This is a genomic window from Ruegeria sediminis (genome assembly GCF_005938215.1).
In the GTDB taxonomy this organism is placed as follows: Bacteria; Pseudomonadota; Alphaproteobacteria; order Rhodobacterales; family Rhodobacteraceae; genus Ruegeria; species Ruegeria sediminis.
Genome location: NZ_VCPD01000011.1, coordinates 48,870 through 74,407, shown reverse-complemented (window position 1 = coordinate 74,407; position 25,538 = coordinate 48,870). Strand labels below are relative to the sequence as shown.

Sequence of the window (25,538 nt, the reverse complement as noted above, 5' to 3'; positions counted from 1 at the left end):
GACAACGTCGGCTTCACCGTCGAACTGATCGCGCCGATCGCCATGGAAGACGGCCTGCGCTTCGCCATCCGCGAAGGCGGCCGCACCGTCGGCGCCGGCGTCGTGTCGAAAATCATCGAGTAAACGCTTGATGAATCGACCGGGACCGTGTAAGCGGCCCCGGTTCGTCAATTCGATCTTACCTTTGGGCGGGATTCCATCCCGCCCTTCGGGTTCGAAGAGGGCCGGTGGAATGAGCTGCCGGTCGTCCTATCAACTCCAAAGCCTGAAAGGCTGATAAAAATGCAAAGCCAAAACATCCGTATACGGCTCAAGGCATTTGACTATCGCGTGCTGGACGCCAGCACGCAGGAGATCGTCAACACTGCCAAGCGGACCGGCGCGCAGGTGCGTGGCCCCATCCCGCTGCCGAACAAGATCGAGAAGTTCACGGTTCTCCGTGGCCCTCACGTCGACAAGAAATCCCGTGACCAGTTCGAGATCCGCACCCACAAGCGGCTCCTGGACATCGTTGATCCGACTCCCCAGACCGTGGACGCGCTGATGAAGCTCGACCTCGCCGCTGGCGTGGATGTCGAGATCAAGCTGCAGTCGTAAGATCGGAGGGTAGATAGATGCGCTCTGGTATTATCGCAAAGAAAGTCGGCATGACCCGGCTGTTCATGGAAGACGGCAAGCAGATCCCTGTGACCGTCCTGCACCTGGACAACCTGCAGGTCGTCGCGCAGCGCACCAACGACAAGGACGGCTACACCGCCGTTCAGCTGGGCGCCGGCGCCGCCAAGGCGAAACGCACCTCGAAGGCCATGCGCGGCCATTTCGCCGCCGCCAAGGTCGAGCCCAAGCGCAAGCTGGCCGAGTTCCGCGTCTCCGAAGATGCCCTGATCGAAGTGGGCGCCGAAATCTCGGCCGAGCACTTTCTTGCAGGTCAGAAGGTCGACGTTTCGGGCACCTCGATCGGTAAAGGCTTTGCCGGCGCCATGAAACGCCACAACTTCGGCGGCCTGCGCGCCTCGCACGGCGTGTCGATCTCGCACCGCGCGCATGGTTCGACCGGTCAGTGCCAGGACCCCGGCAAGGTGTTCAAGGGCAAGAAGATGGCCGGCCACATGGGCGCCGCCCGCGTCACCACGCAGAACCTCGAAGTCGTCAAGACCGACGCCGAGCGCGGCCTGGTCTTCATCAAGGGTGCCGTTCCGGGCTCCAAGGGTGGCTGGGTCACCGTCAAGGACGCCGTGAAGAAGAAGGCCCCCGAAGGTCTGCCGTTCCCGGCCGGCCTGAAAGGCGCCGCAACCGAAGCACCGGCGGAAGAAGTTTCCGCGGAAGGTGGTGAAGCATGAAACTCGACGTGATCAAACTGGACGGCGCCAAGGCCGGCGACATCGATCTGGACGAAGCCCTTTTCGGCCTCGAGCCGCGCGCGGACATCCTGCACCGTGTGGTCCGCTGGCAGCGCAACAACGCGCAGGCCGGCACCCACAAGGTGAAGACCCGCTCGGAAACCAGCTACTCGACCAAGAAGATCTACCGCCAGAAGGGCACCGGCGGCGCACGCCACGGTGACCGCAACGCGCCGATCTTCCGCAAGGGCGGCATCTACAAGGGTCCGACCCCGCGTTCGCACGGCCACGACCTGCCCAAGAAGTTCCGCAAGCTCGGCCTGCGCCACGCCCTGTCGGCAAAGGCCAAGGCCGGCGAACTGGTCGTGATCGAAGCCGCCGAAGCCGAAGGCAAGACCGCGGCTCTGGCCAAACAGGTCGCGAACCTGGGCTGGAAGCGCGCGCTGATCATCGACGGCGCGACCGTGAACGAGGGCTTCGCCCGCGCCGCCGCCAACATCGAAGGGCTGGATATCCTGCCGTCGATCGGCGCAAACGTCTATGACATCCTCAAGCGTGACACGCTGGTGCTCACCAAGGCGGGTGTCGAAGCACTGGAGGCTCGACTGAAATGAGCGCGAAGGCAGAACACTACGACGTGATCCGCAAGCCAATCATCACCGAGAAATCGACCATGGCGTCCGAAAACGGCGCGGTCGTCTTCGAAGTGGCGATCGACTCGAACAAGCCGCAGATCAAGGAGGCCGTCGAGGCGCTCTTTGGCGTCAAGGTCAAGGCGGTCAACACCACCGTGACCAAAGGCAAGGTCAAGCGGTTCCGCGGCCAGCTGGGCAAGCGGAAGGACGTCAAGAAGGCCTATGTGACCCTGGAAGAGGGCAACACCATCGACGTGTCCACCGGTCTCTGATCGGAACGTCCTTGGAGAGAGATGAAGACCCCCGCCGGAAGGCGGGGGTTTTTTTGTGTGGCAACTAACTCAACCCAATCGTCTATACGAGCATGCGGACAAAGTGCTTTCTGCAACCTAGTGTTGACACAAAAAAGTTGAGAAACAAACATACCGCGAGGGAAAGATCATTGCATCTTGGAAGGCGTCATGGCGGACAAATGGCATGTCGAGTGGTTGAAGGAAGGTGTTGCAAAGTGGAACAAAAGACGCAAGAGAGTTGACTTTCGACCGGACCTATCTGGAATAAGGTTTTTCGAACTTCTTCCACCTGACTTTAGGGATGACCCAAAAACATCTCGGTACTTTGAACGAATAGACCTTACCAATGCGAACCTGTCTGGTGCAGATTTATCTGATTTGAATTTCTATGAGGCATGTTTTGTGGGCGCTGATTTGTCCCACTCGAATATGTCCAAGTCGAACTTTGCGAAGGTCAACTTTTTGGATGCGAATTTAGTCGGCGCGGACGCGTATAGATCTAATTTCAAGGGCGCGAGGTTCGAAAACACTATCCTAGAAAACACTCGCCTTGATGCAGTCGAAGCCGACGGGGCCGTATTTATCGGAAGCCCAATTTCCAATGAGCAACTCGGTATTCTAGGTCAGGACAGAATCCGTATCTTCGAGTCTCGCGCGTCGTTTCTTGACGCGAGGGTTGTACACGAGAGGTTGGGCAAATCGGCTAACCGTCCTGCCATCAAGAAAGAAGATAAACGGACCCGAAAGAACAGATATGATGTTTTTTTTGGAACAAATAGGAAGCCTCTTATTGCAAGAGGTGCCGTTGTCGATTTTTGTGGCGAGCGCGCGGAACGCATAAGCAATGGGATATGTGAAGTAATTGTTCCAAATGGCCACAAAATTGGTTCACTAGGTTCTCCACTATGGAAAAGACTTCTTAATAGGAGCGATGACCGTCTGCGGGTGGATGATATTATTTCACTAAATGAAGAAATTTTTTTTGCACACATTCGTCAAAGCCTCGCTAAGATGAAGGTGCAAGAAAAGCCAACAATTTTCATTCACGGTTACAACACAAATTTCCGTGAGGCGGTTCTAAGAGCAGCGCAGATTGGGTTTGACCTTGGTTTGGGACTAGGAATAGGCCTTTATAGTTGGCCGTCCAAGGGCGTACCGCATGGATACAGCGCTGACGAAGCAACGGTCGAAGTTAGTAAGTACTTCTTAGCGGATTTCATTGAGCAATTTGTGGAGAATACTCAAGAAAAAAGCATAAATATCATTGCGCATAGCATGGGTTGTCGCTGCCTGTTGGGTGCTTTTGAGGTTCTCTCGAACGGCCGCCAGAATATTTTGAAGGCAATCAACCAAACAATCTTGGCTGCTGCTGACGTCGATTCATCGGCTATGGTTTATTTGGGCAAACATGCCGTCGATAACTGCACAAGAACGACATCCTACGTTTGTGACAAAGACAAAGCCCTGTTGGTTTCTCAATGGTTGCACGATTTTCACCGTGTGGGCATAATGCCACCAACATTCGTGTTGAATGGAATGGATACAGTTATTGTGAATAGCCCAGACTTGGGGGATTTCTCGCATGGTTACATTTCTAGTAGCAGGACTATTCTAAATGACATCTTTGCGTTGCTAAAAAGCAATACTCCACCCTCTGATAGATACTCTTTGGTACAGCACGATGCTGCCGGTGCAATTTGCTGGCGTCTAAAAGAGTAGCTTTCCCCTATTGCCCCCCACCCCCAACCCTGCTACACGCTGCCAATCCTGCGGCCCCGGATTCGTTCCGGGGCCCATGATTTTTGCAACCGGGGACCTTCGGGGCCCTATATCTCGGGCACCTACGGGGGCCTCAAACATAGCGGGGCGAACCCCCGCACTGCTAAACGGAAGACAGAAAGCATGGCACTCAAGTCGTATAAGCCGACGACGCCGGGCCAGCGCGGGCTGGTGCTGATCGACCGTTCGGAGCTTTGGAAAGGGCGTCCGGTCAAGTCTCTCACCGAGGGTTTGACCAAGTCGGGCGGCCGGAACAACACCGGACGGATTACCGCTCGCCGCCGTGGTGGTGGCGCAAAGCGTCTCTACCGGATCGTTGACTTCAAACGGAACAAATTCGATGTGGCGGCCACCGTCGAGCGGATCGAGTACGATCCGAACCGGACCGCGTTCATCGCATTGATCAAGTACACCGATGGCGAGCAGGCCTATATCCTGGCGCCGCAGCGTCTGGCTGTAGGTGACAAGGTCGTGGCTTCGGCCAAGGCCGACATCAAGCCGGGCAACGCGATGCCGTTCTCGGGCATGCCGATCGGTACCATCGTGCACAACATCGAGATGAAGCCCGGCAAGGGCGGTCAGATCGCGCGCGCCGCAGGCACCTACGCCCAGTTCGTGGGCCGCGACGGCGGTTACGCCCAGATCCGTCTGAGCTCGGGCGAGCTGCGCATGGTGCGCCAGGAATGCATGGCCACCGTCGGTGCCGTGTCGAACCCCGACAACTCGAACCAGAACCTCGGCAAGGCCGGCCGCACCCGTCACATGGGCAAGCGTCCCGCCGTTCGCGGTGTCGCCATGAACCCGATCGACCACCCGCACGGTGGTGGTGAGGGCCGGACCTCGGGTGGCCGTACGCCGGTTACCCCGTGGGGCAAGGACACCAAGGGTAAGCGTACCCGGAACAAGAACAAAGCGTCCCAGAAGCTGATCATCCGCTCGCGGCACGCCAAGAAGAAAGGGCGTTAACAGATGTCTCGCTCTGTTTGGAAGGGTCCTTTCGTCGATGCTTACGTCCTCAAGAAGGCCGAAGCCGTACGTGAATCGGGCCGCAACGAAGTCATCAAGATCTGGTCGCGTCGTTCCACCATCCTGCCCCAGTTCGTGGGCTTGACCTTTGGTGTGTACAACGGCCAGAAGCATATCCCAGTCAACGTCTCGGAAGACATGATCGGTCAGAAGTTCGGTGAATACTCGCCGACCCGGACCTATTACGGTCACGCCGCGGACAAGAAAGCGAAGCGGAAGTAAGTCATGGGCAAGGCAAAGAACCCCCGCCGCGTGGCCGAAAACGAAGCAATGGCGAAAACCCGCATGCTTCGCACCAGCCCGCAGAAACTGAACCTGGTTGCAGCGATGATCCGCGGCAAGAAAGTCGAGAAGGCGCTGACCGACCTGACTTTCTCGAACAAGCGGATCGCGCAGGACGTGAAGAAATGCCTTCAGTCCGCGATCGCCAACGCCGAGAACAACCACAACCTGGACGTCGACGAACTGGTCGTCGCCGAGGCCTATGTGGGCAAGAACCTGGTCATGAAGCGCGGCCGTCCGCGTGCCCGTGGCCGCTTCGGCAAGATCATGAAGCCGTTCTCGGAGCTCACCATCAAGGTGCGTCAAGTTGAGGAGCAAGCCTAATGGGACATAAAGTCAATCCGATCGGCATGCGCCTTCAGGTGAACCGCACCTGGGACAGCCGCTGGTACGCAGACACCAAGGATTACGGTGATCTTCTGCTCGAAGACATCAAGATCCGCGAGTTCATCAAGGAAGAGTGCAAGCAGGCCGGCGTGGCCCGCGTGATCATCGAGCGTCCGCACAAGAAGTGCCGCGTGACGATCCACACCGCACGTCCCGGCGTCATCATCGGCAAGAAAGGCGCGGACATCGAAACCCTGCGCAAGAAGCTGGCCAAGATGACCGACAGCGAACTGCACCTGAACATCGTCGAAGTGCGCAAGCCGGAACTCGACGCCCAGCTGGTGGCCGAGTCCATCGCCCAGCAGCTCGAGCGCCGCGTGTCCTTCCGCCGCGCGATGAAGCGGGCCGTGCAGAACGCCATGCGCATGGGCGCCCTGGGCATCCGGGTGAACGTCGCCGGCCGTCTGGGCGGCGCCGAGATCGCACGGACCGAGTGGTACCGCGAAGGCCGTGTGCCGCTGCACACCCTGCGCGCCGACATCGACTATGCGAATGCCGAGGCGTCGACCCCCTACGGGATCATCGGGATCAAGGTCTGGATCTTCAAAGGCGAGATCATGGAGCACGACCCGCAGGCACGTGACCGCAAGGCACAGGAACTCCAGGACGGCCCTGCACCCCGTGGTGCTGGCGGCGGTCGTCGCTAAGGAGGATATGAGATGCTGCAACCAAAGCGCACTAAATTCCGCAAGATGTTCAAGGGCCGTATCCACGGCGAGGCAAAAGGCGGTTCCGACCTGAACTTCGGCACCTACGGCCTCAAGGCGCTTCAGCCCGAGCGCGTCACCGCGCGCCAGATCGAAGCTGCGCGCCGCGCCATGACGCGCCACATGAAGCGTCAGGGCCGCGTCTGGATCCGGATCTTCCCGGACACTCCGGTGACCTCGAAGCCGACCGAAGTCCGTATGGGTAAGGGCAAGGGCTCCGTGGACTACTGGGCAGCCAAGGTGAAGCCCGGCCGCGTGATGTTCGAGATCGACGGTGTCGGTGACGACGTCGCCCGCGAGGCCCTGCGCCTGGCCGCGATGAAGCTGCCGATCAAGACCCGCGTCGTGGTCCGCGAAGACTGGTAAGCGACAGGGGAAACCCCCGGTCGAGACAACATTGGACCCCCGTCGGGAAACCGGCGGGGATTTTCCTATTTAGGCCGTTGAAGTTCTCCGCAAACAAGTTTTGAGTTTTGATCCGACGTAAGGCAAGCCGTACCCCCAACTATTGAGTCGGTGTATAGTTTGCCGCAGTGCTCTTCGCCGTTCATGACAACGCAGCCACGCGAGTTCTTTGAAAGAACGTCCTGCATCAGCTCTTTCAGTGACTGGTCGACTATACTGTCTACATTCCCAAACGTAACGTCTCTAAATCCGGTTATGTCGCCTGGAGTTAGTCCAGTTTTTGCCCAAGTCGTTTTGTCGTCTTCAGGTATCTTGACGCCAGTGCCGCGTTCCAACGCGTTCAGGGCGAACATTCTTGCGGGTAAAGAGTTCTCGACGTCTTCCTGATACTCGCCAGCAAGAATTGTCAGGCTAAGTTTGGCAAGTTCCAGATCAATTTCGCGGTTTTCCTTAGCATACTTCAGTTCAATTTCGCGCAATGTTGAATTGTATGAATAGGTCGATGCCTGATAGCTCGCCCAAGCAGCAATTCCTGCTGTAATCGCACCTCCGATAACATACTTCACCACTCCGTCAGTTTGGCCTTTGGAGGCTGTGTCTTTGTTTGCAAGCGCTGTTTGATAGTTCAATTCCGCTATCTTGGCTTCTATCTCATTGGACATAATCGATTTCTCCAAATCTTCCTGAGATAATCGGCCTGTTTTGGTGATGGGTCAATTCTGAATGATCAGTTGAACAAGGCGAAGCCCCTCGCAATGTCGAGGGAGCTGGGTTATGTCCGGCCATGCCACAGATTGAATCGCTCTTCGTCACCCGCCTCTACCGCGCCGCCCTGTCCGAGTTCGATCCGAAGATCGACCCGGATGAGCTTGAGAATTCCAGCCTGGTCATCGCCGAGGATGACGAGGCCGGGCAGGCGTGGTGCGAAAAGAACGGCTATCCCGGCTACACCAGCTACGCCTCGCTCACCGATCTGCCCTGGCGGTTCCCGATCTTCGCCGATCTGGTCAAGGCGCTCGACCGGCACGTGGCGGCCTTCGCCGAGGATCTGGAGTTTGATCTGGACGGCAAAGCGCTGAAGCTCGAAGACCTCTGGATCAACATCCTGCCCGAAGGCGGGATGCATGCCAGCCACATCCACCCGCATTCGGTGATCTCGGGCACCACCTACGTGGCGATGCCCGAGGGCGCCAGCGCGCTGAAACTGGAAGATCCGCGCTCGGCCCGCATGATGGCCGCCCCGGTGCGCCGGAAAGAGGCGCGGCGCGAGATGCAGCCCTTCATCTACATGAAACCCGCCGTGGGCGACGTGCTGCTCTGGGAAAGCTGGCTGCGCCACGAGGTGCCGATGAACATGGCCGAAGAGGAACGGATCAGCGTCAGTTTCAATTACCGGTGGGATTGACCACCTCCAGGTCCGAATCCGAGGCGCAGCCGATTGATCGGCGTCAATTGGGAAGACGCCGGATCGTGATAAGATCCCGGTCAACCCGCGCGCCCGCGGCCGGGCCTTGAAGGGCAGGGCGACGGACGTCGGATTTGACAAGGTATGTGCCATGCAGGTCTGGGTCTTGCTGTTACTTGCCGCTATGCTCGGTTCGGCTACAACCGTCGCGGGGCAGGTTCCGGACCCGCATGGTGTCTACGAGGAAACCTGCGCGAGATGTCACGCGCCCCACGCCGGCGATTTCGTCTGGGGCGAATTGAAAGTTTCGGATGGCGTTCTTGCGGGCAACCGGTCGGGCCGGACCGTCGACGCGTATTTGTCCTCGGGGCACGGTGGCGCGTCGCCGGATGAGGCGGCAACCCTGCTGGACCATTTCCGTGCGGTGCGGGACTCGGGCCGCATGTTCCAGGAAAAGTGCCGGATTTGTCACGGGACCGCGCTGAGTTTGACCCGCGCTCATCTGATCATCGCAGACGGAGAATTGGTGGGGCGGTACAGCGGACGAAACATCGGGGCCCTCCTGAAGGTTCATGGCAGGCTTTCGCCGGAAGAGGCCAAGCAAATGCTGGACGTGCTGACGAGAATCGCCGATACGCAGGGTCTGAAGCGGTGACGTGGGCAAGCAGCGGATGATTGAAACCTCCGGTCCGCAAGATTTCCAAACTTCTCCTTGCCACCCAATTCCGTCTCCCTTATAGAGCGGCATCCTGCGTTCCCCCGGCCGAGTCGGGGGATTCGCATGTCTGTCATTCATCCACCAGGTCCAAGGTGACCCTGAACGGGGGCCTTCTGGTGTTTTGAGCAAAGGAAAAAGGCGATGAACGCCCAGGAACTGCGCAACAAGACCCCGGACCAGCTCCGGGAAGATCTGGTCAACCTGAAGAAGGAGGCGTTCAACCTGCGCTTCCAGCAGGCGACCGGCCAACTGGAAAACTCCGCCCGGATCAAGAGCGTGCGCCGCGAGGTTGCCCGCGTGAAGACCGTGCTGAACGAAAAAGCCGCTGAAGCTGCGAACTGAGGAGCCTGAGAGATGCCCAAACGTATTCTGCAAGGCACCGTGACCAGCGACGCCAACGAACAGACCGTAACCGTGTCGGTGGAACGCCGCTTCACGCACCCGGTTCTGAAGAAGACCATCCGCAAGTCCAAGAAATACCGGGCTCACGATGAAAAGAACGCCTTCAAGGTCGGCGACACCGTACGCATCATCGAATGCGCGCCGAAATCGAAGACGAAACGCTGGGAAGTTCTGGAGGCGTAAGCCTGCGGAACCTTTCCTATTGTCGAAACCCTGGGGGATCTAACAAGACCAGCCCCCACAGGTCGGGAGAAACCACATGATCCAGATGCAGACCAATCTGGATGTCGCTGACAACTCCGGCGCCCGCCGAGTTCAGTGCATCAAGGTCCTGGGTGGTTCCAAGCGTAAATACGCCTCCGTCGGCGACATCATTGTCGTCTCGGTGAAGGAAGCCATCCCGCGCGGCCGCGTGAAGAAAGGTGACGTCCGCAAGGCCGTCGTCGTGCGCACCGCCAAGGAAGTCCGCCGCGAAGACGGCACCGCGATCCGCTTCGATCGCAACGCCGCCGTCATCCTCAACAACGCCGGCGAGCCGATCGGCACCCGTATCTTCGGACCCGTCGTGCGCGAACTGCGCGCGAAGAACTTCATGAAGATCATCTCGCTGGCTCCGGAGGTGCTGTAACCATGGCTGCTAAACTCCGCAAAGGCGACAAGGTCGTCGTGCTGGCCGGCAAGGACAAGGGCAAGGAAGGCACCATCACCTCCGTCGACCCGCAGGCCGGCAAGGCCGTCGTCGACGGCGTGAACATCGCCATCCGCCACACCCGCCAGTCGCAGACCTCGCAGGGCGGCCGCCTGCCCAAGGCGCTGCCGATCGACCTCAGCAACCTGGCGCTGCTGGACAAGAACGGCAAGGCAACCCGCGTCGGCTTCCGCATGGAAGGCGACAAGAAGGTACGTTACGCCAAGACCACGGGGGACGTGATCGATGCTTGATGCTGCAAACTATACCCCGCGTCTGAAGGCTCAGTACGCCAACACCATCCGCGCCGCGCTGAAGGAAGAGTTCGGCTACAAGAACGAGATGCAGATCCCCAAGCTGGAGAAGATCGTTCTGAACATCGGCTGCGGTTCCGAGGCGGTGAAGGATTCCAAGAAAGCCAAGTCGGCTGTCGAGGATCTGACCGCCATCGCTGGTCAAAAGGCCGTTTCGACCAAGGCGAAGAAGTCGATCGCAGGCTTCCGCGTCCGCGAAGAAATGCCGCTGGGCGCCAAGGTGACCCTGCGCGGCGACCGGATGTACGAATTCCTGGACCGTCTGATCACCATCGCGCTGCCGCGCGTGCGTGACTTCCGCGGTGTGAAACCCTCGTTCGACGGCCGCGGCAACTTCGCCATGGGCCTGAAAGAGCACATCGTGTTCCCCGAGATCGACTTCGACAAGGTCGACGAGGTCTGGGGCATGGACATCGTAATTGCCACCACAGCGAAAACCGACGCTGAAGGAAAGGCACTGTTGAAGCAATTCAACATGCCGTTCAACGCGTAAGCGCCGGGAGGAATAGACATGGCTAAAAAAGCAATGATCGAGCGCGAGAAGAAGCGCGAGCGCCTGGTGGCAAAATACGCCGCGAAGCGCGCCGAGCTGAAAGAGATCGCGAATGACGAAAGCCGCCCGATGGAAGAGCGTTTCAAGGCGCGTCTGAAACTGGCGAAACTGCCGCGCAACAGCTCGGCGACCCGCCTTCACAACCGCTGCCAGCTCACCGGCCGTCCGCACGCTTACTACCGTAAGCTCAAGGTCAGCCGGATCATGCTGCGCGACCTGGGATCTGCCGGCCAGATCCCCGGCATGGTGAAATCGAGCTGGTAAGGAGAGATTGAGATGAACGATCCTATCGGCGATATGCTCACCCGCATCCGCAACGCGCAAATGCGCGGCAAGAGCACCGTCATCACCCCCGCGTCGAAGCTGCGCGCCTGGGTTCTGGACGTGCTGGCGGACGAAGGCTACATCCGTGGCTATGAAAAAGTGACCGGCGAAAACGGTCACCCGGCCATCGAGATCAGCCTGAAATACTACGAAGGCGAACCTGTCATTCGCGAGCTCAAGCGGGTTTCCAAGCCCGGCCGTCGCGTCTACATGGCCGTCAAGGACATTCCGCAGGTCCGTCAGGGTCTGGGCGTGTCGATTGTCAGCACTCCGAAAGGTGTGATGTCGGACCAGAACGCGCGCTCCAACAACGTTGGCGGCGAAGTGCTCTGCACCGTCTTCTAAGGAGGTCTGGAAATGTCTCGTATTGGTAAGAAACCGGTCGAGCTGCCCAGCGGCGTTTCCGCCACTGTGTCCGGCCAGACCATCGAAGTGAAGGGCCCCAAGGGCACCCGCAGCTTCACCGCCACCGACGACGTGACCCTCACGGTCGAGGACAACGTGGTCAAGATCGATCCGCGCGGATCGTCCAAGCGCGCGCGCCAGCAGTGGGGCATGAGCCGCACCATGGTCGCCAACCTTGTGACCGGCGTGACCGAGGGCTTCAAGAAAGAGCTCGAGATCCAGGGCGTGGGCTACCGGGCGCAGATGCAGGGCAACACCCTGAAGCTGAACCTGGGCTACAGCCATGACGTCGATTACGTCGCTCCGGAAGGTGTCACCATCACCGCGCCGAAGCAGACCGAGATCGTCGTCGAAGGCACCGACCAACAGCTCGTCGGCGAAGTCGCGGCCAAGATCCGCGAATGGCGCCGTCCCGAGCCCTACAAGGGCAAGGGCATCCGCTACAAGGGCGAGTTCATCTTCCGCAAGGAAGGCAAGAAGAAGTAAGGACGCTAGATATGGCAAGCAGCAAACGCACCCTGTTTCTGAAGCGCCGCCTGCGCGTTCGGAACAAACTTCGCAAGGTCAACGCAGGCCGTCCGCGCCTGTCGGTGCACCGGTCGAACAAGAACATCAGCGTCCAGCTGATCGACGACGTTCGCGGCGTGACCCTGGCCTCGGCCTCGACGCTCGAAAAGGATCTGGGCGTCGTCGGCAAGAACAACGTCGAAGCGGCCACCAAGGTGGGCGCGGCGATCGCCGAGCGCGCCAAGAAGGCCGGCGTCGAAGAGGCCTATTTCGATCGTGGCGGCTTCCTGTTCCACGGCAAGGTGAAGGCCCTGGCCGACGCCGCGCGTGAAGGTGGCCTCAAGATCTGACGGCGCGGCGGGGTGAATCCCCGCCTTGCCGCAACTCTGTAGGGCGGGGTTCACCCCGCCTTGCGACGCAACAGGAAGGCGGGTCCGCCCGCCTCGATGATCGGGGAGCCATGCGGCTCACTGCGATTGTACAAACGGCGCCGGGCGCCACAGAGAAAGGAATGCCGAATGGCAGAACGTGAACAGCGTCGGGGCCGTGGCCGCGACCGCGAGGAAGCGACACCGGAATTCGCAGATCGTCTCGTCGCGATCAACCGTGTGTCGAAAACCGTCAAAGGTGGCAAGCGCTTCGGCTTCGCCGCTCTGGTGGTCGTCGGCGACCAGAAGGGCCGCGTCGGCTTTGGCAAGGGCAAGGCGAAAGAAGTGCCCGAGGCCATCCGCAAGGCCACCGAGCAGGCCAAGCGCCAGATGATCCGCGTGCAGCTTCGCGAAGGCCGCACCCTGCACCACGACATGACCGGCCGCCACGGCGCCGGCAAGGTCGTCATGCGCACCGCGCCGGAAGGTACCGGTATCATCGCCGGTGGTCCGATGCGCGCCGTGTTCGAAATGCTGGGCGTCAAGGACGTCGTGTCCAAGTCGCTGGGCAGCTCGAACCCCTACAACATGATCCGCGCCACCATCAACGGCCTGCAGAAAGAGCAGAGCCCGCGTTCGGTCGCGGCACGCCGCGGCAAGAAGGTCGCCGACATCCTGCCCAAGCGGGACGACGCACCGGCCGCATCGGCGCAAGTCGCCGAAGAAGCGTAAGGAGACGTCACCATGGCAAAAACCATCGTCGTCAAGCAGATCGGCTCGCCGATCCGCCGCCCCGCCGAGCAGCGCGCAACCCTGATCGGCCTGGGCCTGAACAAGATGCACAAGACCCGCGAGCTCGAGGACACCCCCTCGGTCCGCGGCATGGTCAACAAGATCCCGCATCTGGTGAAGATCATCGAAGAACGCGGCTGAGCGCGGTTCAACGATCCGAACTGACGAACGCCCTCGGGAAACCGGGGGCGTTTTTTTTGTGCGCCGGTTGCGCCCACGAAACGCGCCATGACGAAAACGCATGGCGGCCAGACCGAAACGCCCGTTGCCGGCCGCCGCCGCGGTCCTTATCTCCGCCGTTCCAGGACAGGAAAACCAGAACGATTTCCGGGGAATGCGCCCCGGTCCGAGAAAGGAAAACAAATGGCACATGTATCGAACATCCCGCACACCGGTTTCAACCTCGGCGCCCGCATCCGCGCCTTCGTCGAGGACGTGAAACAGGCGCGCGCACGCGCGGCCGAATACAACCGCACCTATGCCGAACTGCAGGGTCTCACCGATCGCGAACTCAACGACATCGGCGTCCGGCGCTGCGACATCGCGGACCTCGCCCGCGCCCATGTCTACTGCGACTGACGCGGCAAGCGTCCGCTGAACGAACCGGCCGAAAAAAAGCGCCCCGATTTCGGGGCGCTTTCTGCGTTCATGCGGCCTTGGCGCGGGGCCGCCCGCGGTTCGGGCGGCGCCGCCGGGTCTGCTGTTTCCTGGGCGCCTTGGGCTCTTCCACCGTCCAGGGACGGCCGCCCAGCACCGGGATGTCGCGCGCCATGGTCTTCTGGATCGCGCGCAGCTCCGACATTTCCGCCGGAGAGCACAGCGCCACGGCGCGGCCGTCGCGGCCCGCCCGCGCGGTGCGCCCGATCCGGTGCACATAGTTGTCGGGCACGTTCGGCAGATCGTAGTTGTAGACGTGGCGCACGTCGGGAATGTCGATGCCGCGCGCCGCGACATCGGTGGCCACCAGCACCCGCAGCTTGCCGTCCCGGAACATCTGCAGCGCCCGGTCCCTCTGGCCCTGCGACTTGTTCCCGTGGATCGCCCCGGCGGCAAAGCCCGCCCGGTCCAGCGCCTTCATCAGCCGCTCGGCCCCGTGCTTGGTGCGGGCAAAGACCAGCGCCAGCTCGTCGCGATGGCCGTCCAGCATTTCGATCAGCAGCGCCGATTTCTCGGCCTGCGCCACGAAATGCACGCCCTGGGTGATTTTGTCCGCCGGCTTGCCCGGAGGCGTGGTCTCGACCCGGACCGGGTTGTTCAGATAGGTCGCGGCGATCTCGGCCATCTGCTTGGGCATGGTGGCCGAGAACAGCATGGTCTGCCGATCCTTGGGCAGCAGCGGCGCGATCTTGCGCAGCGCATGGATGAAGCCCAGGTCCAGCATCTGGTCGGCCTCGTCGAGGACCAGGAACCCGGTCCGGTCCAGCCGCACCGCCTTGCGCTCCAGCAGGTCGATCAGCCGGCCCGGCGTCGCCACCAGCAGGTCGGTGCCGCGGTTCAGGCGGTTGATCTGCGGCCCCATCGACACCCCGCCGACCACCAGGTCGACCCGGATCGAGGTGCCGTCGCAATAGGCGCGCAGGTTGTCCGAGATCTGCTTGGCCAGTTCGCGGGTCGGCGCCAGCACCAGGCCGCGCGCCGATTTGGGGGCGGGTCTGCCCTCCTGCCGGATCAGCGCCATCAGGATGGGCAGGCCAAAGGCCAGCGTCTTGCCGGTGCCGGTCTGTGCCAGCCCCATGACGTCACGCCCGTTCATGGCGTGGGGGATGGCCTGCTTCTGGATCGGTGTGGGCTCGGAAATTCCGAGCGTTTCGAGATTGGCGATGAAACGGGGCGTCAGCCCCAGCATGTTGAAGTCCAAAGACCGTCTTCCTTGTTCTTGTGACGGCCTTGCCAGCCGCACGGATGTCGTTGCACGGCCCGAACGGCGCCGCGCTTGGTTTCCGGGACGGGCTGCAACGCCGGTTCTGGCCCTGCGCTCCGTCACGCCGACCCCCGCGTGATCTGGGTATCAGTCTTGTCGAGATTGAGGTGCAGCGCAGTCCGGGTTCACCAGGGAACCGACGCGCGGTCTGCTCACGCCGCAGACATGGCACCGGGGGCGTATGCGGCCTGTCCGGCCCGATGTCAATAGATTTGTTCGGTCGGGGGTTTGGCCGGTTCGGCGGCAACCGGTGCGAACAGCTGCGCCGGGGCGTCCAGTCCCTTCAGCGGAAACGCCCCCAGACGCAGGTGCTCGGTCTCCAGCATCTCCGCGAAGTCCTGCGAATAGATCGCCGGCTGGCCGGTCGTGCCGCACAGCGCCTCGATCCGCGCCGCGATGTTCACGGCCTGGCCGAGCACGGTGAAGTCCAGCCGCGCCTCCGAGCCGATGTTCCCGTATAGCACGCTGCCGCAATGCAGCCCGACCCCGTATCGAAGCTCGGATTGCGGCACCGCCGCCAGCGCGGCCCGGGCGGCGCTCAGCGCGCGGCGGCAGGCCGAGCGCATGTCGGGTTCGGCCGGAAAGATGGCCAGCACGCCGTCGCCGATGAACTTGAGGATCTCGCCCCCATGCCCGGTCACGGCCGCGTCGATGACCTCGAAATACCGGTTCGCCAGCGCGACGGTCTCTTCGACCGGCAGCCGCGCGTTCAGCCCGGTCCAGTCGCGGATGTCGCTGATCAGGATTGCCGCCTCGATCCGGTCGATATCGCCCCGGGTGATCTGCCCGCCGACCACCCGCCGCCCGGTGCGCGGGCCGAGATAGGCTTCGGCCACCGCCAGCGACAGGTTCCGCAGCCGGTGCACCTCGACGATCGGGGTGATGGCGGCGCCGATCTTTCCGAACCCGGCGATGTCTTGGTCGGAGAACCCCTCCGTGCGGTCGGACACGAAGACCAGCACGCCGCCGCCTTCGCCGACGAACCTGAGAGGCAGGCCGAAATAGTCGGTGGCGCCGCGTTCGCGCAGTTCGTGATAGGCGACGTGATCCGCGTCGGTGAGATCGGTCAGCGATTTCCGCAGCGGTCTGCCGGTTTCCGCGATCCGCGCCAGCGGGCTGCCGATGAATTCCTGGCGCTGGTCCAGCCCGTGGCTGGCGGCGACGCTGTCGATCTTGCCGCTGTCCCGTTCCCAGGCCGAGCTCAGCGCGGTCACCAGCGGATGCACGGTGCGGATGGCAAGGCGGATCCGCCAGATCGGCGCCTCGGCCTCCAGCATGGCCTTTCCCAGCCCGCCGACGACGTGATCGAGGTCGGGCAGCATCCGGCCTTCCGAAAGCACCCAGTCGATGACCTTGTCCAGTTTCCAGCCCATGTGGGGGAATCTAGCACGGAATCGGCCGGTGTCCTGGGCAATTGCCGTTCGCCTCCGGGCGGCATACCCCTTGAACCATCCTTGGACTGGGTCTATACGCCCCCGGTGGACGACAGCGCCACAAGAATCAAAAACCAAGAAACGCCGTGTTTGGCCCATCACGCTTCGGGGGTCACATCCGGCTTAGGAGAAGCGACATGAAACTTCACGAACTGCGTGACAATCCGGGCGCCGCGCCCAAGAAAACCCGCGTTGGCCGGGGCCCCGGCTCGGGCAAGGGCAAGATGGGCGGCCGTGGTATCAAGGGTCAGAAATCCCGCTCGGGCGTGGCCATCAACGGCTACGAAGGCGGCCAGATGCCGCTCTACCAGCGTCTGCCCAAGCGCGGCTTCAACAAGCCGAACCGCAAGGAATTCGCCGTCATCAACCTGGGCCTGATCCAGAAGTTCGTCGACGCCGGCAAGCTGGACGCCAAATCCGCGATCACCGAGGACGCGCTGGTCGCCAGCGGCCTGGTGCGCCGCAAGCTGGACGGCGTGCGCATCCTCGCCAAGGGCGAAATCTCGGCCAAGGTGAACCTGGAAGTGACCGGCGCCTCGAAAGCTGCCGTCGAGGCAGTCGAGAAAGCGGGCGGTTCACTGAAGGTCACAAAAGCCGCTGCGGCAGAGTAAGCGCTTGTGAGCGGGCCAAGTCCCGCTTACATAGACCTCAGAGTTTTCCAAGACGCCGCCCGAGCCGGAAAACGGTTTCGGGCGGCGTTTTCATAAGAGAGACCGATTTATGGTATCAGCAGCAGAACAAATGGCGGCCAACACAAGCTGGTCCGCCCTTGGCAAAGCCACCGATCTGCGCAACCGCATCCTGTTCACGCTGGGTCTGTTGATCGTCTACCGCCTCGGCACCTTCATTCCGGTGCCGGGTATCGACGGTCAGGCGCTGCGCGAGTTCATGGAGCAGGCGGGGCAGGGCATCGGCGGCATGGTTTCGATGTTCACCGGCGGCGCGTTGGGGCGCATGGGCATCTTCGCCCTCGGCATCATGCCCTACATCTCGGCCTCGATCATCGTGCAGCTGCTGACCTCGATGGTTCCCGCGCTCGAACAGCTCAAGAAAGAGGGCGAACAGGGCCGCAAGAAGATCAACCAGTACACCCGCTTCGGCACCGTGGCGCTGGCCACCGTGCAGGCCTACGGTCTTGCCGTGTCGCTGGAATCGGGCGATCTGGCCACCGATCCGGGTCTCTATTTCCGCTTCTCGACCATGATCACGCTGGTCGGCGGCACCATGTTCCTGATGTGGCTGGGCGAACAGATCACCGCGCGCGGCATCGGCAACGGCATCTCGCTGATCATCTTCGTCGGCATCATCGCCGAGGTTCCCGCCGCGCTGGCGCAGTTCTTCGCCTCCGGCCGTTCGGGCGCGATCAGCCCCGCCGTTATCGTCGGCGTCATCGTCATGGTGATCGCGGTCATCACCTTCGTTGTGTTCATGGAGCGCGCCCTGCGCAAGATCCACATCCAGTACCCGCGCCGCCAGGTCGGGATGAAGGTCTATGACGGCGGCTCCAGCCACCTGCCGGTCAAGGTCAACCCGGCGGGCGTGATCCCGGCGATCTTCGCCAGCTCGCTGCTGCTGCTGCCGGTCACCATCTCGACCTTCTCCTCGGGGGCGGCCAGCGGCCCGGTGATGTCCTGGCTCCTGGCCAATTTCGGCCCCGGCCAGCCGCTCTACCTGCTGTTCTTCGCCTCGATGATCGTGTTCTTCGCCTATTTCTACACGTTCAACGTGTCGTTCAAACCCGATGACGTGGCCGACAACCTGAAAAAGCAGAACGGCTTCGTCCCCGGCATCCGCCCGGGCAAGAAGACCTCCGAGTACCTGGAATACGTGGTCAACCGCGTGCTGGTGCTGGGCTCGGCCTATCTGGCCGCCGTCTGCCTGCTGCCCGAGATCCTGCGCGGCCAGTTCGCCATCCCGTTCTATTTCGGCGGCACCTCGGTCCTGATCATCGTGTCGGTGACCATGGACACCATCCAGCAGGTCCAGAGCCACCTGCTCGCGCATCAATACGAGGGGCTGATCGAAAAGTCCCAGCTGCGCGGCAAGGGCAAGAAACGCGGCAGGAAGGGACCGGCGCGCCGATGAACATCATTCTTCTTGGACCCCCGGGCGCGGGCAAGGGCACACAGGCGCGGCACCTGGTCGAGACGCGCGGCATGATCCAGCTGAGCACCGGCGACATGCTGCGCGAGGCCAAGACCTCGGGCACCGAGATGGGCAAGAAGGTCGCCGAGATCATGGACGCCGGCAATCTCGTCACCGACGAGATCGTCATCGGCCTGATCGAGGAAAGGCTGACCTCCGAGGCCGGCGCCGGCTTCATCTTCGACGGCTTTCCCCGCACGCTGGCCCAGGCCGACGCGCTGGCGGCGCTGCTGGCCAAGCTGGGCCAGTCGCTGCACACGGTGATCGAGATGCGCGTCGATGACGAGGCGCTGGTCAGGCGCATTACCGGCCGCTTCACCTGCGGCAATTGCGGCGAGGTCTATCACGACGAGACCAAGCCGACGAAAACCCCGGGCGTCTGCGACCAGTGCGGCGGCACCGAGATGGTGCGGCGCGCCGACGACAACGAGGAAAGCCTGCGCACGCGCCTGATGGAATACTACAAGAAGACCTCGCCGCTGATCGGCTATTACTACGCCAAGGGCGACCTGCGCCCGGTCAACGGCCTGGCCGACATCAAGGAAGTCACTGCCTCGATCGAGGCCATTCTGGGCTGATTCAGGGTGGGGGCTTGACGGCAGGTCCAAAAGCCCATATCGACCCACATCCCCAATGGGAATCAACCGCGCATGCGGGATTCGTCCCGTGTGCCAGGACTACCTCGTACAAATGCTGGACCCTCTGGCCACACTGCCACGGTCAAGCGTTGTGAAAAAAGGTTCTGGAGTTACGGAACCGCAACGAAAGGAAAGTGACACGTGGCACGTATTGCCGGCGTAAACATCCCGACTGCCAAGCGGGTACCCATCGCCCTCACCTACATCACCGGTATCGGCAACACCTCGGCCAAGGCGATCTGCGACGCCGTCGGCATCGAGCAGAGCCGCCGGGTCAACGAACTCAGCGACGCCGAAGTTCTGGCCATCCGCGAGCATATCGACGCCAACTACACCGTCGAAGGCGACCTGCGCCGCGAAGTGCAGATGAACATCAAGCGCCTGATGGACCTGGGCTGCTACCGCGGTCTGCGTCACCGCCGCAACCTGCCGGTTCGCGGTCAGCGCACCCACACCAACGCTCGCACCCGCAAAGGCCCCGCAAAGCCGATCGCGGGCAAGAAGAAGTAAGGAGGGTCTGACCGATGGCACGCGAAAAGACACGCACCAAGCGCAAAGAGCGCAAGAACATCGCATCGGGCGTCGCCCATGTGAACTCGACCTTCAACAACACCAAGATCCTGATCTCGGATGTGCAGGGCAACGCCATTTCGTGGTCGTCCGCCGGCACGATGGGCTTCAAGGGATCGCGGAAATCGACCCCCTACGCCGCCCAGATGGCCGCCGAAGATGCCGGCCGCAAGGCGCAGGAACATGGCGTCAAGACGCTGGAAGTCGAAGTTCAGGGCCCCGGTTCGGGTCGTGAATCGGCGCTGCGCGCCCTGGCCGCAGTGGGCTTCAACATCACGTCGATCCGCGACGTGACCCCGATCGCCCACAACGGCTGCCGCCCGCCGAAGCGCCGCCGCGTCTAAGCGACCGAAAAATCAGGCTGGGACCGTGTCTTTGCGCGCGGTCCCGGTTCGCCGTTTTGAAACCTCGGGCGTCTGCACCTTCTCCGGTCATGGGGCGCGGACAGGAATGGAGGGATTACATGATCCACAAGAATTGGGCAGAATTGATCAAACCGACCCAGCTTGACGGCAAGCCGGGCAACGATCCCGCACGCCAGGCGACGCTGGTCGCCGAACCGCTGGAGCGCGGCTTTGGCCTGACGCTCGGCAACGCGCTGCGCCGCGTTCTGATGAGCTCGCTGCAAGGCGCGGCCATCACCAGCGTCCAGATCGACAACGTGCTGCACGAGTTCTCCTCGGTCGCCGGTGTCCGCGAAGACGTCACCGACATCATCCTGAACCTCAAGCAGGTCGCCCTGCGCATGGAAGTCGAAGGGCCCAAGCGCCTGTCGATCAACGCCAAGGGTCCCGCGGTCGTCACCGCCGGCGACATCAGCGAAAGCAACGGCATCGAGGTCCTGAACCGCGATCACGTCATCTGCCACCTGGACGACGGCGCCGACCTGTTCATGGAACTGACCGTCAACACCGGCAAGGGCTATGTCTCGGCCGAAAAGAACAAGCCCGAGGACGCGCCCATCGGCCTGATCCCGATCGACGCGATCTATTCGCCGGTCAAGAAGGTCGCCTATGACGTGCAGCCGACCCGCGAAGGCCAGGTTCTGGACTATGACAAGCTGACGCTCAAGATCGAAACCGACGGCTCGATCACCCCCGAGGACGCGCTGGCCTTCGCCGCGCGCATCCTGCAGGACCAGCTGTCGATCTTCGTCAACTTCGACGAGCCCGAAGCCGCCGGCCGCCAGGACGAGGACGACGGGCTGGAGTTCAACCCGCTGCTGCTCAAGAAGGTGGACGAGCTGGAACTGTCGGTGCGTTCGGCGAACTGCCTGAAGAACGACAACATCGTCTACATCGGCGACCTGATCCAGAAGACCGAAGCCGAGATGCTCCGCACCCCGAACTTCGGCCGCAAGTCGCTGAACGAGATCAAGGAAGTGCTGTCGGGCATGGGCCTGCACCTCGGCATGGATGTCGAGGACTGGCCGCCGGACAACATCGAGGATCTGGCGAAGAAATTCGAAGACGCGTTCTGAGGTTGCGGCGGGGTGAAACCCCGCCCGACCGCCTCTGGGAAGGCGTGTACAAAACGGACATCCCGCCCCGCGCGGGGCGTACAAGTCGGAAGATATGGGCAATCCCGCCCCAAGGAGAGCCTCTGACACGCATCGGAGGCCGGACAAAGCAAAACGCGAAAGAAGGAACTGAAAAATGCGTCATGCACGTGGCTATCGCCGCCTGAACCGTACCCATGAGCACCGCAAGGCCCTGTTCTCCAACATGGCCGGCTCGCTCATCGAGCACGAACAGATCAAGACCACCCTGCCCAAGGCCAAGGAACTGCGCCCGATCATCGAAAAGCTGATCACCCTCGGCAAGCGCGGCGACCTGCACGCCCGCCGCCAGGCCGCAGCCCAGTTGAAAGAGGACAAGGACGTCGCCAAGCTGTTCGAGGTTCTGGGCCCCCGTTACGCGGACCGTCAGGGCGGCTATGTCCGTATCCTGAAGGCCGGTTTCCGCTATGGCGACATGGCGCCGATGGCGATCATCGAATTCGTCGACCGCGACATCGACGCCAAGGGCGCCGCCGACAAGGCCCGCGTCGCTGCCGAAGAAGCGGCTGCCGACGAAGAATAATTCCGGCGCCCTTCAGGGTTTCGGATCGACCCCCGCTCCTTGCCGAGCGGGGGTTTTTCTTTGCAGACGGTGGCGTTCCGACCGCGTGCGGCCTACATCGCGTCCATCTCGGCCTTGATCAGCTTTTCCAGCTTCGCGACCGGATGGTTGGTCAGGTCCTTGGGGATTTCGGCAACGACCCTGTTCGTCACTTCCTGGTGCAGCAGGCCGCGCAGCGCGCCCAGCACCTTTGGCGAGGCCACGAGAACCAGATCATCGAAAGCGCCCTTGTGAGCGCGGGAATAGAGCAGACCGGCCAGTTCCGCCGCAAAGCGGTCGCGCGCATCCTCCTGCCAGTGCGGTTCGGTCACCGCCGTTTTCTGGTTCGGTCCCCCGTCCGCGCGCCGGCCCGACTGGCCGGACGGTTTCAGGTCCTCGGCGCCCACGGTCGGCACATGTTCCGCGATGACTTCAAAGCTCGGGGCGGGGTATTCCACCAGGTTGCGCAGCAGCAGGGCCTTGTTGGCGTCGGCAACGACGATCCACGCGCCCTTCGTCAGTTTCACCATGTCCATTCCCCCTTTGCCGCAAATCGTTCTTCGGGTCCGGGTTTTCACGAACCCTGCCCACCATCATCCACAGCATGAGGACTGGGGGCAAGCCGCGAGGCTTCGGCGCGGCGCGGCCCCGCTTGCAATCGCCCCTTTCAGCCCGCATATGAGGGGCCAATCCGAAGGAAGAGACATGTTCCGCATCCTGCTGATCACTCTGGGCCTTGCAGCCGCCCCCGCCCTTGCTGAAACCCGCGTGCCTCAATCGCAGGCCGAGATCTCGTTGGGCTTCGCACCGGTGGTGAAACAGGCGGCGCCGGCCGTGGTCAACATCTACGCCAGGATCATCCGGCCGGGCCGGTCCAACCCGTTGTTCTCGGATCCGTTCTTCCGGGATTTCTTCGGCGGCGATTTCGGAACGCCCCGGCCACGGGTGCAGAACTCGCTGGGTTCGGGCGTGATCCTGTCCGAGGACGGCTACGTGGTTTCGAACTACCACGTGGTCGGCATGGCCACGGAGATCCAGGTGGTCACGACGGACCGCCGCGAATTCACGGCCGAGGTCGTGCTGGGCGACGAAGAAAGCGACATCGCCATCCTGCGGCTCGAAGGGGCCGACGGGCTGCCGCATCTGAACCTGCGCGATTCCGATCACGTCGAGGTCGGAGAACTGGCGCTGGCCATCGGCAACCCCTTCGGGGTCGGCCAGACCGTGTCGTCGGGTATCATCTCGGGGCTGGCGCGTTCGGGTACGGCCACGGGCAATGCGCGCGGCTATTTCATTCAGACCGATGCGCCGATCAACCCGGGCAACTCCGGCGGCGCGCTGATCGACGTGAACGGCGATCTGATCGGCATCAACACCTCCATCCTCAGCCGCTCGGGCGGCTCGAACGGGATCGGCTTCGCGATCCCGGCCAACCTTGTGGCCGAGTTCCTGCGGCAGGCGCGCGCCGGGAACGAGAGTTTCGTGCGCCCGTGGGCCGGCATCGCAGGACAGCCGATGAACGCCGACATTGCCGAGTCGCTTGGCCTGGCGCTGCCCGAAGGCGTGGTGATTTCCGACCTGCATCCGGAAAGCCCGATCGCCAAGGCCGGGTTCCGCGTGGGTGACGTGATCACCCATGTGGACGGCGAGGAGGTAAACTCGCCCTCCGAGATGAAGTTCCGCATGTCCGTCGCCGGGATCGGCGGCGTCACGACCATGACGCGGTTGCGAAACGGCGCGCGCGAGCAGCTTGAAGTGGCGATGATCGAAGCGCCGGACGTTCCCCCGGCGGAAGAGACCGTGCTGGACGACCGAACGGTTCTGCCGGGGCTGACCGTGGCGCGGGCCAATCCGGCGGTGATCTCGCGCATGGGCCTGCCGCTGTCGCTTGCGGGCGTCGTGGTTCTGGATGCCGGGCCTTTCGGCGCACGCGCCGGGTTGCAGCCCGGTGACGTATTGGGTGCAGTGAACGGCAAGGCCGTGGAAAGCCCCGCCGAGGTGCGCGCGGCGTTGACCAATCCGGGCCGCTGGATCCGGATGGACCTGCAGCGCCGCGGGCAGTGGGTTTCGCTGCGGTTCCGGATCTGAGCCATGGCGGACCTGTTCGACACCGGCGCGACGACGCCATCGGCCGAACCGCCCCGGCCCCTGGCCGACCGGCTGCGCCCCAAGACCCTCGGCGAGGTGATCGGGCAGGAACAGGTCCTCGGCCCGGATGCGCCCTTGGGCGTGATGCTGTCGTCGGGCAGCCTGTCGAGCCTGATCTTCTGGGGGCCGCCCGGCGTCGGCAAGACCACCATCGCCCGGCTGCTGGCGCAGGAAACGGATCTGCATTTCGTGCAGATCAGCGCGATCTTCACCGGCGTTCCCGAACTCAAGAAAGTGTTCGAGGCCGCAAAAATCCGTCGCCGGAACGGGCAGGGCACGCTGCTGTTCGTGGACGAAATCCATCGCTTCAACAAGGCGCAGCAGGACGGGTTCCTGCCGCACATGGAGGACGGCACCATCCTTCTGGTGGGCGCCACGACCGAGAACCCGTCCTTTGAACTGAACGCCGCACTCCTCAGCCGGGCGCAAGTGCTGGTGCTCGAACGGCTGGGCCTTGCCGATCTGGAGCGGCTGACCCAGCGCGCCGAAAAGGAGTTGGGCCGCGCGCTGCCCCTGATGCCGGCGGCCCGCGACGCGTTGCAGGAGATGGCTGACGGGGACGGGCGGGCGCTTCTGAACCTCGTCGAACAGGTGGCGGCCTGGAAGGTCGAGGACCCGCTCGGCACCGAGGCGCTGTCCAACCGGTTGATGCGGCGGGCGGCGAAGTACGACAAGTCCGGCGACGAGCACTACAACCTGATCTCGGCGCTGCACAAATCCGTGCGCGGCTCAGATCCGGACGCGGCGCTCTACTGGTTCGCGCGGATGCTGACGGGGGGCGAGGATCCGCGCTACCTGGCCCGCCGGATCACCCGGATGGCGGTCGAGGATATCGGGTTGGCGGATCCTCAGGCGCAGACGATCTGCCTGCACGCCTGGGAAACCTACGAACGTCTCGGCTCGCCCGAGGGCGAACTGGCGCTGGCGCAGGCGCTGGTCTATCTGGCGCTGGCGCCGAAATCGAACGGGGCCTATGTCGGATACAAGGCTGCGATGAAACTGGCCAAGCAGACGGGCAGCGAGCCGCCGCCCAAGCACATCCTGAACGCGCCGACCTCGCTGATGAAGGACCAAGGATACGGCGCGGGCTATGCCTATGACCACGACGCCGAGGACGGGTTTTCCGGGCAGAACTACTTCCCGGACGGCGTGAAGCGCCCGGTGCTCTACCAGCCCGTCGAACGGGGGTTCGAGCGCGAGTTGAAGAAACGGCTGGAGTATTTCGCTAAGCTGCGCGCCCAGAGAAACACCTGA

38 protein-coding genes are annotated in these 25,538 nt (G+C 62.4%); 34 read left to right on the top strand and 4 right to left on the bottom strand.

Annotated elements, in window-relative coordinates:
• The 11 genes from FGK63_RS20150 to rplP all read left to right on the top strand — a co-directional run.
• Positions 1-123: EF-Tu C-terminal domain-related protein (locus tag FGK63_RS20150; protein ID WP_449421237.1), on the top strand; the 123-nt coding region annotated here is incomplete at its 5' end.
• A 159-nt stretch (positions 124-282) separates the two neighbouring features.
• On the top strand, positions 283-597 hold the full coding sequence (gene rpsJ / locus FGK63_RS20145; protein ID WP_005621947.1) for a 30S ribosomal protein S10: 315 nt from the start codon (positions 283-285) through the stop codon (positions 595-597).
• Positions 598-614: 17 nt separating this feature from the next.
• The gene (gene rplC / locus FGK63_RS20140; protein ID WP_138845667.1) at positions 615-1,340 is read left to right on the top strand and encodes a 50S ribosomal protein L3; all 726 of its coding nucleotides are present in this window, start codon (positions 615-617) and stop codon (positions 1,338-1,340) included.
• Positions 1,337-1,954: a 50S ribosomal protein L4 gene (rplD, locus tag FGK63_RS20135; RefSeq protein ID WP_138845665.1), complete on the top strand. Its 618-nt coding sequence runs from the start codon at positions 1,337-1,339 to the stop codon at positions 1,952-1,954. Before rplC ends, rplD begins: the two co-directional genes overlap by 4 nt.
• Positions 1,951-2,247: a 50S ribosomal protein L23 gene (locus FGK63_RS20130; RefSeq protein WP_009176651.1), complete on the top strand. Its 297-nt coding sequence runs from the start codon at positions 1,951-1,953 to the stop codon at positions 2,245-2,247. The genes rplD and FGK63_RS20130 overlap by 4 nt, the downstream gene beginning before the upstream one ends.
• Before the next feature lie 189 nt (positions 2,248-2,436).
• Positions 2,437-3,987 carry an alpha/beta hydrolase gene (locus FGK63_RS20125; RefSeq protein ID WP_138845663.1) on the top strand — a complete coding sequence of 517 codons (1,551 nt, stop codon included), beginning with the start codon at positions 2,437-2,439 and terminating at the stop codon, positions 3,985-3,987.
• A gap of 183 nt (positions 3,988-4,170) precedes the next feature.
• On the top strand, positions 4,171-5,013 hold the full coding sequence (gene rplB, locus FGK63_RS20120) for a 50S ribosomal protein L2 (RefSeq protein WP_138845661.1): 843 nt from the start codon (positions 4,171-4,173) through the stop codon (positions 5,011-5,013).
• Positions 5,014-5,016: 3 nt separating this feature from the next.
• A complete protein-coding gene (gene rpsS, locus FGK63_RS20115) occupies positions 5,017-5,295 on the top strand; it encodes a 30S ribosomal protein S19 (protein ID WP_088625170.1) in 279 nt (92 codons plus the stop codon).
• Between the two features lie 3 nt (positions 5,296-5,298).
• Complete coding sequence (gene rplV, locus FGK63_RS20110) at positions 5,299-5,679, top strand: 50S ribosomal protein L22 (protein WP_138845659.1); 381 nt, start codon at positions 5,299-5,301, stop codon at positions 5,677-5,679.
• Positions 5,679-6,389 (top strand): 30S ribosomal protein S3, encoded by a 711-nt coding sequence (gene rpsC, locus FGK63_RS20105; protein WP_138845657.1) that lies wholly within the window; start codon positions 5,679-5,681, stop codon positions 6,387-6,389. The genes rplV and rpsC overlap by 1 nt, the downstream gene beginning before the upstream one ends.
• A gap of 12 nt (positions 6,390-6,401) precedes the next feature.
• Positions 6,402-6,815 carry a 50S ribosomal protein L16 gene (rplP, locus tag FGK63_RS20100; RefSeq protein WP_138845655.1) on the top strand — a complete coding sequence of 138 codons (414 nt, stop codon included), beginning with the start codon at positions 6,402-6,404 and terminating at the stop codon, positions 6,813-6,815.
• Positions 6,816-6,880: 65 nt separating this feature from the next.
• Here rplP and FGK63_RS20095 read toward each other — a convergent pair whose 3' ends face one another.
• Complete coding sequence (locus FGK63_RS20095) at positions 6,881-7,516, bottom strand: hypothetical protein (RefSeq protein ID WP_138845653.1); 636 nt, start codon at positions 7,514-7,516, stop codon at positions 6,881-6,883.
• A gap of 122 nt (positions 7,517-7,638) precedes the next feature.
• On the opposite strand from FGK63_RS20095, the gene FGK63_RS20090 reads away from it, so the two are divergent.
• The 14 genes from FGK63_RS20090 (at position 7,639) to FGK63_RS20025 (ending at position 13,909) form a co-directional block, all read left to right on the top strand.
• Positions 7,639-8,259, top strand: a complete 621-nt coding sequence (locus FGK63_RS20090) for a 2OG-Fe(II) oxygenase family protein (RefSeq protein WP_138845651.1) — start codon at positions 7,639-7,641, stop codon at positions 8,257-8,259.
• 151 nt (positions 8,260-8,410) lie between these two features.
• Positions 8,411-8,914 carry a hypothetical protein gene (locus tag FGK63_RS20085; protein ID WP_138845650.1) on the top strand — a complete coding sequence of 168 codons (504 nt, stop codon included), beginning with the start codon at positions 8,411-8,413 and terminating at the stop codon, positions 8,912-8,914.
• A 204-nt stretch (positions 8,915-9,118) separates the two neighbouring features.
• Positions 9,119-9,319: a 50S ribosomal protein L29 gene (rpmC, locus tag FGK63_RS20080; RefSeq protein WP_138845648.1), complete on the top strand. Its 201-nt coding sequence runs from the start codon at positions 9,119-9,121 to the stop codon at positions 9,317-9,319.
• 12 nt (positions 9,320-9,331) lie between these two features.
• Positions 9,332-9,562 carry a 30S ribosomal protein S17 gene (rpsQ, locus tag FGK63_RS20075; protein WP_068340771.1) on the top strand — a complete coding sequence of 77 codons (231 nt, stop codon included), beginning with the start codon at positions 9,332-9,334 and terminating at the stop codon, positions 9,560-9,562.
• A 76-nt stretch (positions 9,563-9,638) separates the two neighbouring features.
• Positions 9,639-10,007, top strand: a complete 369-nt coding sequence (rplN, locus tag FGK63_RS20070) for a 50S ribosomal protein L14 (RefSeq protein ID WP_138845646.1) — start codon at positions 9,639-9,641, stop codon at positions 10,005-10,007.
• Between the two features lie 2 nt (positions 10,008-10,009).
• On the top strand, positions 10,010-10,321 hold the full coding sequence (gene rplX / locus FGK63_RS20065) for a 50S ribosomal protein L24 (RefSeq protein WP_138845644.1): 312 nt from the start codon (positions 10,010-10,012) through the stop codon (positions 10,319-10,321).
• Positions 10,314-10,874, top strand: coding sequence for a 50S ribosomal protein L5 (rplE, locus tag FGK63_RS20060; protein ID WP_138845643.1), 561 nt, complete (start codon positions 10,314-10,316; stop codon positions 10,872-10,874). The genes rplX and rplE overlap by 8 nt, the downstream gene beginning before the upstream one ends.
• A gap of 18 nt (positions 10,875-10,892) precedes the next feature.
• Positions 10,893-11,198, top strand: a complete 306-nt coding sequence (gene rpsN, locus FGK63_RS20055; RefSeq protein ID WP_138845641.1) for a 30S ribosomal protein S14 — start codon at positions 10,893-10,895, stop codon at positions 11,196-11,198.
• 12 nt (positions 11,199-11,210) lie between these two features.
• On the top strand, positions 11,211-11,603 hold the full coding sequence (rpsH, locus tag FGK63_RS20050) for a 30S ribosomal protein S8 (protein WP_138845639.1): 393 nt from the start codon (positions 11,211-11,213) through the stop codon (positions 11,601-11,603).
• Between the two features lie 12 nt (positions 11,604-11,615).
• On the top strand, positions 11,616-12,149 hold the full coding sequence (gene rplF, locus FGK63_RS20045) for a 50S ribosomal protein L6 (protein ID WP_138845636.1): 534 nt from the start codon (positions 11,616-11,618) through the stop codon (positions 12,147-12,149).
• Positions 12,150-12,160: 11 nt separating this feature from the next.
• On the top strand, positions 12,161-12,520 hold the full coding sequence (gene rplR / locus FGK63_RS20040) for a 50S ribosomal protein L18 (protein WP_138845634.1): 360 nt from the start codon (positions 12,161-12,163) through the stop codon (positions 12,518-12,520).
• 168 nt (positions 12,521-12,688) lie between these two features.
• A complete protein-coding gene (gene rpsE / locus FGK63_RS20035; protein ID WP_138845632.1) occupies positions 12,689-13,270 on the top strand; it encodes a 30S ribosomal protein S5 in 582 nt (193 codons plus the stop codon).
• A gap of 12 nt (positions 13,271-13,282) precedes the next feature.
• The gene (rpmD, locus tag FGK63_RS20030) at positions 13,283-13,471 is read left to right on the top strand and encodes a 50S ribosomal protein L30 (RefSeq protein WP_138845630.1); all 189 of its coding nucleotides are present in this window, start codon (positions 13,283-13,285) and stop codon (positions 13,469-13,471) included.
• Positions 13,472-13,693: 222 nt separating this feature from the next.
• On the top strand, positions 13,694-13,909 hold the full coding sequence (locus FGK63_RS20025) for a DUF1127 domain-containing protein (protein WP_138845628.1): 216 nt from the start codon (positions 13,694-13,696) through the stop codon (positions 13,907-13,909).
• A gap of 67 nt (positions 13,910-13,976) precedes the next feature.
• On the opposite strand, the gene FGK63_RS20020 is transcribed toward FGK63_RS20025, so the two are convergent.
• Both FGK63_RS20020 and FGK63_RS20015 read right to left on the bottom strand, forming a co-directional pair.
• Complete coding sequence (locus FGK63_RS20020; protein WP_425471885.1) at positions 13,977-15,188, bottom strand: DEAD/DEAH box helicase; 1,212 nt, start codon at positions 15,186-15,188, stop codon at positions 13,977-13,979.
• Between the two features lie 266 nt (positions 15,189-15,454).
• Positions 15,455-16,624, bottom strand: coding sequence for an adenylate/guanylate cyclase domain-containing protein (locus FGK63_RS20015; protein WP_171052721.1), 1,170 nt, complete (start codon positions 16,622-16,624; stop codon positions 15,455-15,457).
• Positions 16,625-16,821: 197 nt separating this feature from the next.
• Here FGK63_RS20015 and rplO point away from each other — a divergent pair, with 197 nt between their 5' ends.
• The 7 genes from rplO to rplQ all read left to right on the top strand — a co-directional run bounded on the left by rplO (position 16,822) and on the right by rplQ (position 22,118).
• Entirely contained in the window at positions 16,822-17,295 is a 474-nt protein-coding gene (gene rplO, locus FGK63_RS20010) for a 50S ribosomal protein L15 (protein ID WP_138845624.1), read from the top strand.
• A 109-nt stretch (positions 17,296-17,404) separates the two neighbouring features.
• Complete coding sequence (gene secY, locus FGK63_RS20005; RefSeq protein WP_138845622.1) at positions 17,405-18,769, top strand: preprotein translocase subunit SecY; 1,365 nt, start codon at positions 17,405-17,407, stop codon at positions 18,767-18,769.
• Complete coding sequence (locus tag FGK63_RS20000; protein ID WP_138845620.1) at positions 18,766-19,407, top strand: adenylate kinase; 642 nt, start codon at positions 18,766-18,768, stop codon at positions 19,405-19,407. Before secY ends, FGK63_RS20000 begins: the two co-directional genes overlap by 4 nt.
• 201 nt (positions 19,408-19,608) lie before the next feature.
• On the top strand, positions 19,609-19,977 hold the full coding sequence (gene rpsM, locus FGK63_RS19995; RefSeq protein WP_138845618.1) for a 30S ribosomal protein S13: 369 nt from the start codon (positions 19,609-19,611) through the stop codon (positions 19,975-19,977).
• Positions 19,978-19,991: 14 nt separating this feature from the next.
• Positions 19,992-20,381, top strand: coding sequence for a 30S ribosomal protein S11 (gene rpsK, locus FGK63_RS19990; RefSeq protein WP_138845616.1), 390 nt, complete (start codon positions 19,992-19,994; stop codon positions 20,379-20,381).
• 119 nt (positions 20,382-20,500) lie between these two features.
• Entirely contained in the window at positions 20,501-21,517 is a 1,017-nt protein-coding gene (locus FGK63_RS19985; RefSeq protein WP_138845614.1) for a DNA-directed RNA polymerase subunit alpha, read from the top strand.
• Positions 21,518-21,692: 175 nt separating this feature from the next.
• Complete coding sequence (rplQ, locus tag FGK63_RS19980) at positions 21,693-22,118, top strand: 50S ribosomal protein L17 (RefSeq protein ID WP_138845612.1); 426 nt, start codon at positions 21,693-21,695, stop codon at positions 22,116-22,118.
• Between the two features lie 92 nt (positions 22,119-22,210).
• Here rplQ and FGK63_RS19975 read toward each other — a convergent pair whose 3' ends face one another.
• Positions 22,211-22,666, bottom strand: coding sequence for a host attachment family protein (locus tag FGK63_RS19975; protein ID WP_138845610.1), 456 nt, complete (start codon positions 22,664-22,666; stop codon positions 22,211-22,213).
• 175 nt (positions 22,667-22,841) lie between these two features.
• Between FGK63_RS19975 and FGK63_RS19970 the strand changes: the two genes are divergently transcribed.
• Entirely contained in the window at positions 22,842-24,224 is a 1,383-nt protein-coding gene (locus tag FGK63_RS19970; RefSeq protein WP_138845608.1) for a trypsin-like peptidase domain-containing protein, read from the top strand.
• 3 nt (positions 24,225-24,227) lie between these two features.
• On the top strand, positions 24,228-25,538 hold the full coding sequence (locus tag FGK63_RS19965) for a replication-associated recombination protein A (protein WP_138845605.1): 1,311 nt from the start codon (positions 24,228-24,230) through the stop codon (positions 25,536-25,538).

Excerpts from the sequence above, each read along its gene's own strand:
- rpsJ (WP_005621947.1), top strand. The coding sequence starts at position 283 with ATGCAAAGCCAAAACATCCGTATACGGCTCAAGGCATTTGACTATCGC.
- rplC (WP_138845667.1), top strand. The coding sequence starts at position 615 with ATGCGCTCTGGTATTATCGCAAAGAAAGTCGGCATGACCCGGCTGTTC.
- rplD (WP_138845665.1), top strand. The coding sequence starts at position 1,337 with ATGAAACTCGACGTGATCAAACTGGACGGCGCCAAGGCCGGCGACATC.
- FGK63_RS20130 (WP_009176651.1), top strand. The coding sequence starts at position 1,951 with ATGAGCGCGAAGGCAGAACACTACGACGTGATCCGCAAGCCAATCATC.
- FGK63_RS20125 (WP_138845663.1), top strand. The coding sequence starts at position 2,437 with ATGGCGGACAAATGGCATGTCGAGTGGTTGAAGGAAGGTGTTGCAAAG.
- rplB (WP_138845661.1), top strand. The coding sequence starts at position 4,171 with ATGGCACTCAAGTCGTATAAGCCGACGACGCCGGGCCAGCGCGGGCTG.
- rpsS (WP_088625170.1), top strand. The coding sequence starts at position 5,017 with ATGTCTCGCTCTGTTTGGAAGGGTCCTTTCGTCGATGCTTACGTCCTC.
- rplV (WP_138845659.1), top strand. The coding sequence starts at position 5,299 with ATGGGCAAGGCAAAGAACCCCCGCCGCGTGGCCGAAAACGAAGCAATG.
- rpsC (WP_138845657.1), top strand. The coding sequence starts at position 5,679 with ATGGGACATAAAGTCAATCCGATCGGCATGCGCCTTCAGGTGAACCGC.
- rplP (WP_138845655.1), top strand. The coding sequence starts at position 6,402 with ATGCTGCAACCAAAGCGCACTAAATTCCGCAAGATGTTCAAGGGCCGT.
- FGK63_RS20095 (WP_138845653.1), bottom strand. The coding sequence starts at position 7,516 with ATGTCCAATGAGATAGAAGCCAAGATAGCGGAATTGAACTATCAAACA.
- FGK63_RS20090 (WP_138845651.1), top strand. The coding sequence starts at position 7,639 with ATGCCACAGATTGAATCGCTCTTCGTCACCCGCCTCTACCGCGCCGCC.
- FGK63_RS20085 (WP_138845650.1), top strand. The coding sequence starts at position 8,411 with ATGCAGGTCTGGGTCTTGCTGTTACTTGCCGCTATGCTCGGTTCGGCT.
- rpmC (WP_138845648.1), top strand. The coding sequence starts at position 9,119 with ATGAACGCCCAGGAACTGCGCAACAAGACCCCGGACCAGCTCCGGGAA.
- rpsQ (WP_068340771.1), top strand. The coding sequence starts at position 9,332 with ATGCCCAAACGTATTCTGCAAGGCACCGTGACCAGCGACGCCAACGAA.
- rplN (WP_138845646.1), top strand. The coding sequence starts at position 9,639 with ATGATCCAGATGCAGACCAATCTGGATGTCGCTGACAACTCCGGCGCC.
- rplX (WP_138845644.1), top strand. The coding sequence starts at position 10,010 with ATGGCTGCTAAACTCCGCAAAGGCGACAAGGTCGTCGTGCTGGCCGGC.
- rplE (WP_138845643.1), top strand. The coding sequence starts at position 10,314 with ATGCTTGATGCTGCAAACTATACCCCGCGTCTGAAGGCTCAGTACGCC.
- rpsN (WP_138845641.1), top strand. The coding sequence starts at position 10,893 with ATGGCTAAAAAAGCAATGATCGAGCGCGAGAAGAAGCGCGAGCGCCTG.
- rpsH (WP_138845639.1), top strand. The coding sequence starts at position 11,211 with ATGAACGATCCTATCGGCGATATGCTCACCCGCATCCGCAACGCGCAA.
- rplF (WP_138845636.1), top strand. The coding sequence starts at position 11,616 with ATGTCTCGTATTGGTAAGAAACCGGTCGAGCTGCCCAGCGGCGTTTCC.
- rplR (WP_138845634.1), top strand. The coding sequence starts at position 12,161 with ATGGCAAGCAGCAAACGCACCCTGTTTCTGAAGCGCCGCCTGCGCGTT.
- rpsE (WP_138845632.1), top strand. The coding sequence starts at position 12,689 with ATGGCAGAACGTGAACAGCGTCGGGGCCGTGGCCGCGACCGCGAGGAA.
- rpmD (WP_138845630.1), top strand. The coding sequence starts at position 13,283 with ATGGCAAAAACCATCGTCGTCAAGCAGATCGGCTCGCCGATCCGCCGC.
- FGK63_RS20025 (WP_138845628.1), top strand. The coding sequence starts at position 13,694 with ATGGCACATGTATCGAACATCCCGCACACCGGTTTCAACCTCGGCGCC.
- FGK63_RS20015 (WP_171052721.1), bottom strand. The coding sequence starts at position 16,624 with ATGGGCTGGAAACTGGACAAGGTCATCGACTGGGTGCTTTCGGAAGGC.
- rplO (WP_138845624.1), top strand. The coding sequence starts at position 16,822 with ATGAAACTTCACGAACTGCGTGACAATCCGGGCGCCGCGCCCAAGAAA.
- secY (WP_138845622.1), top strand. The coding sequence starts at position 17,405 with ATGGTATCAGCAGCAGAACAAATGGCGGCCAACACAAGCTGGTCCGCC.
- FGK63_RS20000 (WP_138845620.1), top strand. The coding sequence starts at position 18,766 with ATGAACATCATTCTTCTTGGACCCCCGGGCGCGGGCAAGGGCACACAG.
- rpsK (WP_138845616.1), top strand. The coding sequence starts at position 19,992 with ATGGCACGCGAAAAGACACGCACCAAGCGCAAAGAGCGCAAGAACATC.
- FGK63_RS19985 (WP_138845614.1), top strand. The coding sequence starts at position 20,501 with ATGATCCACAAGAATTGGGCAGAATTGATCAAACCGACCCAGCTTGAC.
- rplQ (WP_138845612.1), top strand. The coding sequence starts at position 21,693 with ATGCGTCATGCACGTGGCTATCGCCGCCTGAACCGTACCCATGAGCAC.
- FGK63_RS19975 (WP_138845610.1), bottom strand. The coding sequence starts at position 22,666 with ATGGTGAAACTGACGAAGGGCGCGTGGATCGTCGTTGCCGACGCCAAC.
- FGK63_RS19970 (WP_138845608.1), top strand. The coding sequence starts at position 22,842 with ATGTTCCGCATCCTGCTGATCACTCTGGGCCTTGCAGCCGCCCCCGCC.
- FGK63_RS19965 (WP_138845605.1), top strand. The coding sequence starts at position 24,228 with ATGGCGGACCTGTTCGACACCGGCGCGACGACGCCATCGGCCGAACCG.